The organism is Streptomyces sp. NPDC052301 (assembly GCF_044593395.1).
In the GTDB taxonomy this organism is placed as follows: Bacteria; Actinomycetota; Actinomycetes; order Streptomycetales; family Streptomycetaceae; genus Streptomyces.
Genome location: NZ_JBIUBE010000025.1, coordinates 18630 through 31496 on the forward strand (window position 1 = coordinate 18630; position 12867 = coordinate 31496).

Annotated in this window: 10 protein-coding genes and 3 pseudogenes; 6 read left to right on the top strand and 7 right to left on the bottom strand. The window is 70.0% G+C overall.

The annotated features are described in order from the left end of the window. Positions 1-749: 749 nt before the first annotated feature. A complete protein-coding gene (locus ACIHEJ_RS39225) occupies positions 750-1268 on the bottom strand; it encodes a hypothetical protein (RefSeq protein ID WP_400142636.1) in 519 nt (172 codons plus the stop codon). 206 nt (positions 1269-1474) lie between these two features. On the opposite strand from ACIHEJ_RS39225, the gene ACIHEJ_RS39230 reads away from it, so the two are divergent. Further along, positions 1475-3868, top strand: a complete 2394-nt coding sequence (locus ACIHEJ_RS39230; RefSeq protein ID WP_400142637.1) for an LPXTG cell wall anchor domain-containing protein — start codon at positions 1475-1477, stop codon at positions 3866-3868. 75 nt (positions 3869-3943) lie between these two features. Here the strand turns inward: ACIHEJ_RS39230 and ACIHEJ_RS39235 are convergent. Both ACIHEJ_RS39235 and ACIHEJ_RS39240 read right to left on the bottom strand, forming a co-directional pair. Beyond that, positions 3944-4741, bottom strand: a pseudogene (locus ACIHEJ_RS39235) (IS5 family transposase); the annotation flags it as partial. 186 nt (positions 4742-4927) lie between these two features. Then, positions 4928-5923 (bottom strand): ArsR/SmtB family transcription factor, encoded by a 996-nt coding sequence (locus ACIHEJ_RS39240; protein WP_400142638.1) that lies wholly within the window; start codon positions 5921-5923, stop codon positions 4928-4930. A 330-nt stretch (positions 5924-6253) separates the two neighbouring features. Between ACIHEJ_RS39240 and ACIHEJ_RS39245 the strand changes: the two genes are divergently transcribed. Then, a complete protein-coding gene (locus ACIHEJ_RS39245) occupies positions 6254-6613 on the top strand; it encodes a hypothetical protein (RefSeq protein ID WP_400142639.1) in 360 nt (119 codons plus the stop codon). 145 nt (positions 6614-6758) lie between these two features. On the opposite strand, the gene ACIHEJ_RS39250 is transcribed toward ACIHEJ_RS39245, so the two are convergent. Further along, the gene (locus tag ACIHEJ_RS39250; RefSeq protein ID WP_400142640.1) at positions 6759-6923 is read right to left on the bottom strand and encodes a hypothetical protein; all 165 of its coding nucleotides are present in this window, start codon (positions 6921-6923) and stop codon (positions 6759-6761) included. A gap of 26 nt (positions 6924-6949) precedes the next feature. On the opposite strand from ACIHEJ_RS39250, the pseudogene ACIHEJ_RS39255 reads away from it, so the two are divergent. After that, positions 6950-7177: pseudogene (locus tag ACIHEJ_RS39255) on the top strand (transposase); the annotation flags it as partial. A gap of 5 nt (positions 7178-7182) precedes the next feature. Here the strand turns inward: ACIHEJ_RS39255 and ACIHEJ_RS39260 are convergent. Next, positions 7183-7740: a hypothetical protein gene (locus ACIHEJ_RS39260; RefSeq protein ID WP_400142641.1), complete on the bottom strand. Its 558-nt coding sequence runs from the start codon at positions 7738-7740 to the stop codon at positions 7183-7185. Positions 7741-7750: 10 nt separating this feature from the next. Beyond that, positions 7751-8287: an IS5 family transposase gene (locus ACIHEJ_RS39265; RefSeq protein WP_400142642.1), complete on the bottom strand. Its 537-nt coding sequence runs from the start codon at positions 8285-8287 to the stop codon at positions 7751-7753. Positions 8288-8655: 368 nt separating this feature from the next. Here ACIHEJ_RS39265 and ACIHEJ_RS39270 point away from each other — a divergent pair, with 368 nt between their 5' ends. Together ACIHEJ_RS39270 and ACIHEJ_RS39275 are read left to right on the top strand one after the other, a co-directional pair. Further along, positions 8656-9195 (top strand): ArsR/SmtB family transcription factor, encoded by a 540-nt coding sequence (locus ACIHEJ_RS39270; protein ID WP_400142643.1) that lies wholly within the window; start codon positions 8656-8658, stop codon positions 9193-9195. Then, the gene (locus tag ACIHEJ_RS39275; protein WP_400142644.1) at positions 9192-10478 is read left to right on the top strand and encodes an MFS transporter; all 1287 of its coding nucleotides are present in this window, start codon (positions 9192-9194) and stop codon (positions 10476-10478) included. Before ACIHEJ_RS39270 ends, ACIHEJ_RS39275 begins: the two co-directional genes overlap by 4 nt. Positions 10479-10610: 132 nt before the next feature. On the opposite strand, the pseudogene ACIHEJ_RS39280 reads toward ACIHEJ_RS39275, so the two are convergent. Then, a pseudogene (locus ACIHEJ_RS39280) lies at positions 10611-10876 on the bottom strand (Tn3 family transposase); the annotation flags it as partial. Between the two features lie 487 nt (positions 10877-11363). On the opposite strand from ACIHEJ_RS39280, the gene ACIHEJ_RS39285 reads away from it, so the two are divergent. Then, the gene (locus ACIHEJ_RS39285; protein ID WP_400142645.1) at positions 11364-12284 is read left to right on the top strand and encodes an NADP-dependent oxidoreductase; all 921 of its coding nucleotides are present in this window, start codon (positions 11364-11366) and stop codon (positions 12282-12284) included. Positions 12285-12867: the final 583 nt, after the last annotated feature.

Below are 12867 nucleotides of genomic sequence, written 5' to 3' on the forward strand. Positions count from 1 at the left end.
AGCGAGCCGGAGCCTAATCACCGCTCCGTCGTGGGAACAAGGGCCCTGAAGTCCCCCGCGGGCCGTCCGCCACCAGGAATGTGGCCGACAGTCGACTGGCCCTACAGCCCGAGGCGCCGGCGTGCGACGACGCCGGAACACCCGTCCCCGCGGGCCGTCCCGGATCGGCCGGGTGCGTCGCGACCGCGTGCCACGTAGGTGTCCGGAGCCATCCGGACGGCTCCTCCATGACACCGCGCGCCGGTGAGGACCGCACGGCTGACCTGCCCCGGCGGCCCGTCACCACCACGTGCCGACGGCCGTGTCCAGGCGGTGCGCCTGTGGACGCCGGGGCCTGCGGCCAGACGCGAGCGCCCCCTCCGGTGGCCCGGTGGAAGGTGAGCACGGCCCCCCGACACGTGCCGCCGGGGCGGCGGGGACGCCTCTGCCACTTTGGCCGACAATGCGCCCCATCGGACGCCAAAGAAGAAGCAAGCCTTCCGCCTCCGGCACGCGCCCGCGGGGGCGGCTTCAGGAGCCGAGGCTCGGTGCCGCAGGCGCCGCGACCGCCGGGGTGACCGGCATGCGGCCGCCCTCCAGCGCTGATGCTGCTTCACCGGCAGCGCGGCCACATCCCTGGACCGGACTCCGGTGCATGCCCGGCGAGTCCTTTCCCTGCTACCGGTTCCTCGGGGAGTTCCGGGAGTTGGAACTCGGAAGCCCCGACGGGCCCGCACTTCGTGGATCCGTCCGTGACCAAGCGTCCCGATCTACTCCTCGTCGTCCTCGTCGTCGTACCAGCCCTCCAGCATGCCCAACAGCCGCTCGTCGACCGGATTCCCGACCTCGTCCTCGTCGATCAGCAGACGTCGGATCATGTTCAGCGGGAACCAGTTCTCACCCGGGCGTGCTCCGGGAAGGCCCACGCACGGGGTGTCCAGCACCCCGACGGGCTCCTCGGCGGCGAAGAACGGCGCCAGTCGGCCGGTGTCGAAGTCGGGCTCGTACTTCCACACCATGCCCCTGTGGCGGCAGAACAGCTCACCGAGGTACCACACGGCGCCCTGGAGAAACGGGGTGCGGCGCTGTTCGGTGACATCCTCGGGGGTCTCGAAACCCTCCCGGATGAGCTCCTCCAGACCGTCCAGTGAGGCGGGGGAGAAGTCGAACCGGCTGCTCCCGCCGGCCTCTTCCGCCCACCGTTCGAAGCCGGCTTGCCGTTCGGTCAGCCATGCCAGCAGGTCAGGGTTGCGAGTCGGGTCGTAGGGGTTCTCCGAAGGTGCAGTCATGCCCCGCACCGTAGCCGACGCGTCCGACAACACCGCACCGGACGTTGGCGAGTTGACACACCGCCACATCAACAACCCTTTGCACATTGACCCTTGAGTACCTCTAGGGTGGGGGCCGTCGGCGGACGGAGACATGACACGGGGGCCCCACCTCCCGCCGCCCAACCAACACTCGTCCCGTGGCCCCCAGGACCAGGGACACGTACGTGAGAACACCGATGCACACCCGCCTTCCGAGGCGCCTGAGGAGCGCGCTCACTCTGCTGGCGGCCACCGGCATGATGCTGGTCGGGCTTCCCGCCACCGCACATGCCGCACCCGGTGACTACGCGAAGATCACGACGGGCAAGCGGTGCGACGAGACGCACCTGAAGAAGACCTACCCGACCACGCCGCCGCTGTCCGGGGCGCCGATGCCGGACGCGCACTGGGTCGCACCCGGGCCGGACGGCGAGTACTACTACAACAACGAGTTCAAGGGCTTCGAGAACGTCCCCGCCCCCACCCAGGCCGACCTTGACGCGGCCGGGTCCAGCCGGGCGGAGATCGATGCCTGGGACGCCAAGTACGCCAAGTCCCACAACATCGATGACATGAAGAACGCGATCTATGCGCGTTACAACCGCCACAAGAAGACGTCGGCAAGCCCCAAGCCGTTCCGGGACTGGGTTCCGCGTTACCTGATCAACGGACAGGCCAACAGTTCCAAGGGCGGTGTCTTCGAGAGGAAGACGGTCCAGGACTTCAACCTGATCGGCCCGGACTGGCTGTGCGAAGTCACGATCGAGATCCGTGACAAGGACGGCAAGCTCATCGCTTCCCGCCGCTACGACGCCTACAACCAGCGCAGTGGTGAGCTCGGCGAGTTCAAGTCGAACGGCAAGTACAAGCCGAACCAGTACAAGGCCGACCAGGTCATCCTTCGCCACAAGGACGACAAGTACGACTTCACCAAGTCGCGGATGTCGATGTTCGCCGGTGAGAAGGCTTCCGACACGACCGTCAAGCGGTACAACAGCCTCAACAACGCGCTGAAGAGCGAGCGGAGCACCGTCAGCAACCAGGTGCGCATCGTGGAAAAGCGCGCCACCGCGCGTGCCCTGTGGCCGCAGACGAAGTGGACCAAGACCTACCCGGTCTTCAACCCGCGCCCCAACACCGGCACCCAGGGACCGATCAACGACATCGCCTGGCAGTCCGGGCGCACCCCGGCCGAGGGCCAGCGCATCCAGAAGGACTTCAACAAGATCAACACCCGTAGCGCGCTCGGCCGCGGTCCGGGCGGTGTCGACTTCTCCACCCTCCAGCTCCAGTACGTCGGCAACCCGGTCAAGGGTAAGGCTCTCGACTACTCCTTCAAGGCCGACTTCACGCCCGACGAGGACACCGATCCGGGCTGGGGCGGGAAGGCCAGTCTTCAGCTCGCGAGTGATTCCATGTTCACGTGGCTGGCGCTGACGCCGGACAAGTTCTGGGTCAACCTGAACCCCGACCAGCCCGACAAGATCATGGACTCCACGTTCGCTTCCACCGATGCGGGCCGCATCCTGCTGGAAGCCGACCTCGCCATGAAGGCTGACTTCGCCCACCAGATGAACCCCGACAAGAACCCGGAGGCGAAGAACTTCTGGGACGGAGAGGTCAAGGACAAGGACGGTATCCCCTGCTTCCCCGAGGTGCGGCTGTGGATCGAGCCCAAGCCGGCGAAGGTGCGTGAGCAGGACGGCGGGATCTACATCCTGGACGCCCCGCTGAAGGTGTCCACCGAGTGGATGGACATGGCCTGGCACGCGCCGGGCGCCCGTACCTGCACCTTCACCGAGGACCAGAAGCGCCAGTCGGAGCGTCTGCTGCGCCAGTACGTCATGCCCGGCGTGGACAAGGCCGTCAACACCGGCGACGCCTACAAGGACCTGCGCCGCGTCTACGCTTCCCGGGTCGCGGCCGAGTGGATCCGTCAGCAGGACGCGAAGAAGCCGACCGACTTCCACCCCATCATCAACTCCAACAACGTCAAGCGCTGGCCGCTGCGCGCCCCCAACGCGACGTGGACCAAGCAGTCCGTCTACGACCGGTACATGAAGTCCCTGCGCGAGGGCATCGAGTGGTTCAAGCTCGAATACGGCGGCCAGGCCTACAACCAGGGTGTGGGCGGCGTCGACTTCTCCAAGGCGCCCAAGCGGAACGTGACCCGCGTCGAGTTCACCACCCAGCACCGCACGCTTCCCCGCACCACCAAGGACTCCGTACGGTCACAGACCTCTGCCCGCGACTCCGACACCACCTACCTCGGCGGGAGCGGCAGCATCGACACCAGCGGCGGAGGGGGCACGCCCACACCCCCTCCCACCCCGGCTCCGACCCACACCGGCGGCGGGGGTAAGCCCAGCCCGCAGCCGACCGGCACGTCCACTCCGGCACCGCAGCCCACGGCGACCCTGAGTCCCACCGGCGCACCGAAGCCGCCCAAGGACGATGACGGCGGCGGTCTCGCCGACACCGGCACCCAGGTGCTCACCGTCGCCGGGATCGCCGCCGCGCTCCTCGCGGCCGGGGCAGCTCTCGTCTGGTGGCGCCGCCGCCACACCACCGACAGCTGACCCCACCGTCTGACGGCACACCACGCGGCCCCCGCCCCCTCTCCCGACCGGAGAGGAGACGGGGGCCGTTTGGATCGCGACTTGCCGGTGTCCTTGGTGGAGGTCGGCTCGGCGTTCGTAGCGGGTGCGGAGGCGCTTGAACTGGTGGAGCCATGCGAAGGTCCGCTCGACGCCCCACCGCGTGCGGCCGAGCCCGGACCCGTGGGAGACGCCACGGCGTGCGATCAGGGGCTTGATGCCGCGCTTCAAACAGGAGGCGGCGGTACTTGTGGAAGTCGTAACCGCGGTCGGCGAACAGCCGTCGGGGCCTATTGCGGGGTCGTCCGCGCAGGCCCCGAATGCGGGGTATCGCGTCCAGGAGCGGGATCAACTGCGTGACGTCGTGCCGGTTTCCGCCGGTCACGGACACGGCCAGCGGCGTCCCGTGACGGTTCACGATCACACGGTGCTTGGAACCCGGCCGTGCGCGGTCGACGGGCGAGGGGCCAACGCGGTCCCCCCTTTGAACGCCCTGATGGGGGAGCCGTCGATTGCGCAATCGCCCATGTCCAGGCGGCCGTTGGCCCGCAGCTCGGCCAGCAGGGCCTCGGGCAGCTGCGGCCGGACGCCGGCCTCGGTGCAGTCCCGTAGCCGGCGCCAGGCAGTCACTCCTGAGCAGCCCACGGCGTCCGCTGGAACGTCGCGCCAGGCGACACCGGTTCGCAGCACGTACATCACGCCTGCGAGTGCTGCCCGGTCCGGGACACGCAGTCGCCCGGGATAGCGCCGACGCCGCTCGGGAGCGGGCGGCAGCAGTGGAACCACACGCTCCCACAGATCGTCCGGAACAAGATCAGCACGCGCTCGGACACCCTGCCGACCAAGATCACCCAAGCGCAAGACCCTCAGCCCAAGTCATTCGGAAACGATCAATAAGGCGGCGTACCGGCCTGTCCGGCCCTCGAGGCGATGAGCCGGCAGACGCGCAGGGCCTCCTCGATCCTGGCCACGGACCGCGGTTCCTCCTCGAACGCCGCGACGAACGCCGCGACACGGACGTGCCGACACGCCGTCACATCGTCAGCGGAGGCGGGGGGTAGCCAGGAGGTCGGTGGCGCGCCGGGTCTGCTGGTACAGGACGTGTTGTCCGGTGCGGGTGCGGGTGATCAGTCCGGTGCGGTGCAGGATGCCGAGGTGGTAGGAGACCGTGCTGGGGGAGAGGAAGTGCCGCTCGCTCAGCTCGCCGGTGGTGCGGGCGGTGTGCAGGTCGGACAGCAGGCGTGCCCGGGTCACCCCGAGCAGGGCGTGGACCGTCGGCCCGGGGCGGGTCTGCGGCCCGGGCCGACAGGGGTAGGCGAACATGGGCTGCCGCGTGGCAGGTCCCGGCACCGAGTCGATGACCACGCGCAAATCCGCGGTGAACACCGAAGGAGTCAGGACCAGGCCGGTGCTGCCGGAGATCCGGCCTCGGAAGCGGCTGACCAGACTCAGTCGGTCGTCGCTCCACAGCACCCTGGGATGCAGGGTGGTCAGCATGCCGGACAGGCCGTGGCGGGCGGTGGTCCGCGCCCGGTGGGTGATGTCCTCCTCCATGCGGGTACGCAGGTCCGTCCACCGCGGGGCGACGGCCAGCTCCCACAGCCGGTGCAGCTCCGCCGCCACCCGCTCGGCGAAGTCCCGCTCGCCCCGCTCCAGGGCATCGCGAAGGACCACGGGAACCACCCGGCCCGCCAGCCGTTCCTCGTCGACCCCCTGGGCCATGACCTGCAGCTCCCAGCTCAGACGGGCGCGATCCGTGGTGGCGACCGCGTGCAGTTCCTCCTGCAGTCCGTTCTCCGGGGCCTGCGGCTGCGGTGTCAGGAAGTCCGGCACGTAGTCCCACGAACCGCTGAACAGCGAGCCCAGCAGAACGAGCTTCCGGTCACGGACGGTCTCCTGGACCCTGCACCGCCAACCTCCGCCGCCCGGCCGCTCGTCGTCCCGCAGGAGGCGGAGCGCGCCGATTGCGGTGCTGAGCGGCGAGATCGCGAACCGGGTGTTCGCGAGTACGGCGCGGTCCATGTCGAGGTGGAGCACGACACCCCCCGAGGTCAGCTGTCGGCCGCCCGAGCGGTCGGCGTCACGAGTCTTCGAACCTGATCGAATCACTCGAGGGGCAGGCCCGTCATCCGGTTCCCTGGAGTCGGGGAACGGGCCTCGCCCAAGGACGCGGCGGTGTCCACCGCCACGCTCCACGACGACACCCTTCCCGGCACCGGCACCTGACACCTCGGGGGCTCACCCACGAATGCCCCCGGACCTCGAAGAACGACCTCGACTTCCAGAGCCCACGAGCGGGTGTCCGCACTCGGCACCCCCGGTCACGACGGGTCGAGGCAGTCAACCACCCGACACCAGGAGACACTCATGATCAGGAAGCGCACCGCCGTCCGCCTCGGCGCTCTCGTCGTCGCCACCACCGCCGGCCTGGGCCTCAGCGCCGGGATGGCGTCGGCCAGCACCACCTACACGGCCAACGTCCCCGGTTGTGCCGGGGGCATGGTGGTCTCGTTCCACGACGGGCACGACTACGTGCAGGGCTACGTGACCTCCACCACCGGTGACTACTGCAGCGTGTACCTCCGGCAATCGAACGGCGGGCACTCGGGCGCGTCGACCACCGGTGCCACGGCCTGGACCGCAGAGCTCCTGGACGCCGGAATCACCTCGTACGTCGTCGTGTGCAACGGGAACACCGGCCGGTGCGCCACCAGCGCCTCGTACTGACAGGCCCGGCCGGTCCCGTCGTGGTCCCGCCTCGGGGGCCCGACCACGACGGGACCGTGCCGCACCCCGGATGGTGAAACGCGCGCCGGCCTGTACCGGCGCTGGGCCGAGGGCCGGGCGCCGTCCGCCGAGGAGCTGGCCGAATTCAGGTCGTCGGGGCCAGGATCTCGATCCCCGGCCAGTAGGCCAGCGTCAGCACGAGGACGGTGTCGTCGAGCACCCGCCGGGGCATCGCGGTCCACACCCGGTCGGTGCGGACGTCGCGGCGCACGGCGGTGGTGCCGGGCTGGAACAGGTCCGTAGCGGTCACAGTGGCGGCCTTCCCGGCTCCGGGGCCGGGAAGGCCTGTGGAAGCGCGGCATCAAGCCCCTGATCGCACGCCGTGGCGTCTCCCACGGGTCCGGGCTCGGCCGCACGCGGTGGGGCGTCGAGCGGACCCTCGCATGGCTCCACCAGTTCAAGCGCCTCCGCACCCGCTACGAACGCCGGGCCGACCTCCACCAAGGACTCCTCGAACTCGCCGCCAGCATCATCTGCCTCCGCCGACTCCAAAGATCATTCTGAAACGATCAGTAAGACGTTTTTTCTCGTGCTACGTCGGAACACGCACGCTGGAGGGCAGCGAAGGCTACGCCGGCGGAGTCGGCAGGGAACAGCCGCAGGACGGTGGCTCGGTTCGGCGTCGTGATGATGTAGTGCCGCGCCAGGTAGGAGAGATCTCCCCAGCTTTCTCGGGCATGGGCGCGCATGAGGACCTGGCCGCATCTCACGCAGGCGATCCAGGGGACGAGGACGAGACCGGCCAGATTCTGTTCGGCCCTACCTATAGCCTCGGGGACGGTGCTTGCGTCGACTTCGATCAGCTTCAGGTGGCCCGATGTGCCGTCATCACGGCACTGAAGGATCCGCGGTGTGAGCGTCTCCCGCTCGCCCCAGGTTTCCGCGAGGACGGAGATCTGGGCCCTGACCGTCTCACTGATCGGCACCTGGTGGCCGAGGATGCCGGAGACGAGCAGGCCAAGTCCCGCCTCCTGCTCTCCGATGTCCCAGCAGTCTTTGACTTCCTGGGCCTCGGCCTCCGGCAGCAAGGCGGCGAGCTGGTTCCAGATGACGGCGTCGTCGGTCACCTGGCAGACGCTACCGGCCGGCGCTGACACCGAGACACCGCAGGCGGATGAGCATGACCGCGATTGCAGTGAAGCCATTGAAGTGTTCGCGCTTCCGCTCGTAGCGCCGGTGCAGCCGACGGCACCCGGACAGCCACGACATGGTCCGCTCGACCACCCAGCAGTGACGGCCGAGGCGGGCTGAGCCGTCGCCCCCCGATGCGCGATTCGTAGGACGATGCCCGCGTTTGCGCAGCCACTTCCGCAGGTGGTCGTAGTCATTGCCCTTGTCGCCGTGAAGCTTGGCAGGCCGCCGACGGCGCGGTCCCCGGCGGGATCGAAGGGGCGGGATGCCCATCACCAAGGGTTCCAGGGCCTGGCTGTCCTGCAGGTTGGCGCCCGAGATGGCGACCGAGTTCGGCAGGCCGTTGCGGTCGCAGATCAGATGAATCTTCGATCCGTACTTACCTCTGTCAGGCGCACGATGTGGGTCACGAACGCCGCGCGTGCGGTGCTGCAGTGCGCCCGGCGTCCACGTCGTCCTCGGCGGCGAATGCGCAGACGGCATGCCGGCCGCCTGGTCCGGTCAGCCAAGGTCCGTCGTCGGCTCGGGGGCCGCGTCTGTCCGGGCATGTCGCACAACCTTCTTCAACGGCCTGGTCCACCTCGTACCGCACGGCCTCGGCGGCTCAGGCGTGTGTGGTGACGGCTGCCTGGACGGTCTCGGATGCCGGGGGCCCGGATGATCTCCTCGGGGGCGACGCCGGGGTGTCCGCCGACCCGTCCGCGGGCGCGGGCGGCGGCGAGGCCCTCCTGGGCGCCGATCACGATGAGTTCGTGAGTGCAGGAGCGAAGATCCCACGTGCTTGACGGCCGATTCCGGACGGCCGAAAAAACCCCTTGCCCAATGGTCAAGAAGTGTTGACCATTGGGGTCATGCCTACCGATGATCTTCCAGAGACGTTCCACGTCACCACTGACGAGCAGCTACGCGCCGTTTCCAATCTCACGCGTCACCGGATCATGGCCGTGCTCCGCTTCGAGCCCGCGACGATTACGCAGATCGCCGAACGAGTGGGCCTGGCGAAAGGGAGTTCCAGCTACCACGTACGGCTGCTCGAACGGGCCGGCCTGGTGAAGGTGGTGCGAACGCGGAAGGTCCGGGGGGTCACCGAGCGGTACTACGCAATGGCCGCGCGGGCGATCGTGCTGCCGGATCCGGGCGAGGGAGGCCCTGATGTGCTGATGCGGCACGCGGTGGCGGACCTGGAGGCAGCGCCGGTGGATGCCGAGCGGCACGTGCGGATGGCCCATCTGCGGCTCACCGAGGAGCAGTTCGCGGAGCTGGGGGCGCGGCTGCAGGCACTGGCGGACGAGTACCGGGAGCTGTCCGATCCGTCGCTGCCGGACGCGTCACTCGTCTTCGCACTGTTCCACCCCGCATCGCTCAAGCCGGCCGAAGGGGACGCCAAGTGACCTCAGACGTTCGGAAGCTGCCGACCGGGTTCGGACGACTGTGGACCGCACAGGGGGTGTCCTCGCTCGGCGACGGGGTGACGCATGCCGCGCTGCCGCTGCTCGCGTTGACGTTGACACGGGATCCGATGGCGCTCGCCGTAGTCACGGCCGCCGGAACGCTGCCGTGGCTGCTCTTCGGGGTGCTCGGCGGTGCGCTGGTGGACCGCTGGGACCGCCGGCGCACGATGTGGGTCACGGACGCGGCGCGTGCCGTGCTGCTCGCGATGCCGGCGGCAGCAGCCGCGCTCGACGTGCTGAGCATTCCACTGCTCGCGGTCGTCGCCTTCCTCCTCGGCCTCGGCGGACTCTTCTTCGACACGGCCGCCACGGCCTATCTACCGGATCTGCTCGGCCGTGACCCCGCGCTCCTGGAGCGCGCCAACTCCCGCCTGCGCGGCACCCAGACCGCCGCGTCCGGCTTCGCCGGGCCGCCCGCGGGCAGCGCCCTGCTCGCGCTCGGGAGGGCGGTCCCGCTGCTCGCCGACGCGGTGTCGTTCGCGCTCTCCGCACTGCTCGTACGCTCGCTGCCTGCCGCACCCCGCCCCGTACCGCAGGCCCGCGAGTCGCTGCTGCGGCAGGCCCGGGCCGGCGCCTCGTACGTATTCCGGGACCGGTTGCTGCTCGGGCTCGCGCTGCGTCCGGCGGTCGGGAACATCGCCTTCCTCGCCGTGGAGACCGTACTCGCCCTCTTCGCGCACGACCGTCTCGGCATCGGCACCTTCGGCTTCGGCCTGCTCCTCACGGCGGAGGCCACCGGAGGTCTGCTCGGCGCGGGCATCGCCTCCTTCCTCGGCAGACGACTGGGCACCGGCGCCGCGCTGACCTGCACGGCCGCAGTCGAGGGACTCGCCATCCTGGGCCTTGCCGCCGCCCCGAACCCGTACGTCGCCGGCCTCGCGCTCGCCGTCTGTGGCGCAGGCATGGGCGCCACGATGGTGCTGGGCCCCTCCCTGCGACAGGCGATCGTCCCCGCCCACCTGATGGGCCGGGTCGCCTCCACCTCCCGCATGCTCGCCATGTGCGCCGCCCCGTTCGGCGCCTTCCTCGGCGGCTGGCTGGCCACCACCTACGACGTACGCGCCCCGCTCTACACCGCCGCCGGCCTCCTCCTCACCATGACCACCGTCACCGCGACCATGACCAGCAACCGCCGGGTCACGGCGGCGCTGCGTGCCGCCGCCCCGGCCGATGATTCCGATCACCAGGAATCCCGGGATCCCGTTCAGGAGCGTGCCCTTTAGGGCTGCGCGAGGTCGTTGAGCCAGCACCAAGCCCAGCTCGGCGATCCTCGCCTCGGCCCCGGAGCGTCAGGCGCCTGGCCTCCACGGCATGCAACGAATGGCCCAGCGTGCCGGGTGTCCGCCGTCGATCCGGCGGGCCACGTCCTCGTCCCTGATGTCCTGGCCCTCGGCGCGGAGCTGGGTGACGGCGGCATCCAGGGAGCGGGTGTTCCACAGGACGACGGCGTTGAGTACCAGACCGAGGGCGGCGAGCTGGTCCCCCTGGCCCCCCGGTACGCCTGGCGGATCTGGCCGCGGCCGCCGTGGCGGATCGCGCGGGACGGCCGGTGGCGGGACTCCTGCACGGTGAGCTGCCGGTTCATCCAGCCGCGGTGGGTGTCATCGACCGGGTCGACCACGGGATCGCCACCCGATGCATCTCGGAGCTCACAGGCCCATCCTGGGATGACTGGATTCGAGTGGTTCATGGCCGGACCGAGGCGGCGCCGAGGGCCGCGTGGTCGGCACCGTGGGGAACGGACGCACGGTCCACTCGAAACACATCGCATCGGAAAGCACGGACACCATGACCGACATCATCGCAGGGGCGGAAATACCGGAGACCTCGGCCGTCGCGGACGCCACGGACTCTTCCTTCCCGGTTTCCGCCGTACGTCCATGGTGGAGCGCATCCTCGATGCTCCCTGGCCGCGGCGACCCGGCAGCGGCCAGGTCGAGTCGATGCAACCGCCACTTCTTGCCGTACCGCCTCTCGTCCGAGCCGACGTGCCGCCTTCGTCGTGCCGACGGTCACCACCGTCGTACTGAGGGCGGCCGCGAGTGCGCCCTCACCCCTCTGCTCCCTGTGCCGGGAATCTCTCACCCCACACCCAGAAAGGAATGCTCGTGCGAGCCATCACTGTCCGGGACCGTGCGGCCGGGATCACGGGGATGACCCTCGAGGACCTTCCCCGTCCCCACGCCGCCGAGAACGACGTCATCGTGCAGGTGCACGCCGCGGGCTTCACCCGGGGAGAGCTCGACTGGCCCGCAACCTGGGCCGACCGAGCCGGCCGCGACCGCACCCCGAGCGTGCCCGGTCACGAGGTCTCGGGGGTGGTGACGGAACTCGGCTACGGAACGACGGGCCTCACCGTCGGCCAGCGGGTCTTCGGACTGACCGACTGGACCCGCGACGGCTCGCTCGCCGAGTACGTCGCCGTGGAGGCCCGCAACCTCGCCCCGCTCCCCGCCGACATCGACCACACGGTGGCAGCCGCACTGCCGATCTCCGGACTGACCGCCTGGCAAGGCCTGTTCGACCACGCTCGACTCACCACCGGCCAGACCGTCCTGATCCACGGCGCCGCCGGCGCCGTCGGCTCGATCGCAGTCCAGCTCGCTCACGAAACGGGGGCCCGCGTGGTCGGCACGGGCCGCTCCGCCGACCGGAACACCGTCCTCGAGCTGGGCGCGCACGCGTTCCTCGACCTGGAGGCCGACCGGTTGGAGGACGCGGGCCGGGTCGACGTCGTGTTCGACGTGATCGGCGGTGACATCCTGGACCACTCGGCCGCCCTCGTGCGCCCGGGCGGCACGCTCGTCACCATCGCCCACCCGCCCACCGTGCGCCCCGACGACGGGCGGGCCCTCTTCTTCGTCGTGGAACCCGACCGCGCACGCCTCGCCGACCTCACCCGGCGCCTGCGGGACGGCCGGCTTCGGGTACGGGTCGGCGCGGTTCGGCCGCTGGCCGAGGCGGCCGCCGCCTTCGCCTCACGGCAACGCGTCCCCGGCCGCACGATCGTTCGCGTCGCAGAGAACTGAGGGCGAGACGGCGAGCCGACCGAGCAGCATCACCGCTCGTCGGGCCCGCCCGCGACCGGGCACGGAGGTCGATGGACTGCCGTGCCGCAGTCGCGCCGTGCCACAGTCGCGCACTGCGACGCCGGTCCCCTGCCGGCCGTGTCCGCGTGCGTCACCCTGTACGGGCAGCCGGTCCGTGCCGGGTCGTCGGGTGTCAGAAGCCCCACGGGCTGAGTTCGACGATGGCTGCGAACAGGTGTCGCGCCGAAGTGCAGCCACGAGGCGAACTCCACCCGCGTCACCTCGGCTCCGTCGAGAATCGTGACGGCCTGGGCATAGGCCTCGCGGCCCCCTCCACCGCCCGCGGCGGGCAGGTCCCGAAGGGCCTCGGCGCCGGCAGCGAGCAAGGCCGCGGGGAGGCGAACAGCCTGTCGAGATCGTCGCGAGTCATGCGGACATGCTGCCGGCCGCCACTGACAGCATGTCCGCAGCGTCGGACCGGTTCGAGAAGTGCTGCGAGGCCGACCGAGGAAGTGCTCGGCCTTGCGCTCGTGGCGACGATGGAGGGGCGGCCGCATCACCGCTCGGTGCCATCGCGCTCCAT

Coding starts and splice junctions, on each gene's coding strand:
- ACIHEJ_RS39270 (WP_400142643.1), top strand. CDS start 8,656: ATGCCTACCGATGATCTTCCAGAGACGTTCCACGTCACCACTGACGAG.
- ACIHEJ_RS39225 (WP_400142636.1), bottom strand. CDS start 1,268: ATGACTGCACCTTCGGAGAACCCCTACGACCCGACTCGCAACCCTGAC.
- ACIHEJ_RS39265 (WP_400142642.1), bottom strand. CDS start 8,287: ATGCCGTCTGCGCATTCGCCGCCGAGGACGACGTGGACGCCGGGCGCA.
- ACIHEJ_RS39245 (WP_400142639.1), top strand. CDS start 6,254: ATGATCAGGAAGCGCACCGCCGTCCGCCTCGGCGCTCTCGTCGTCGCC.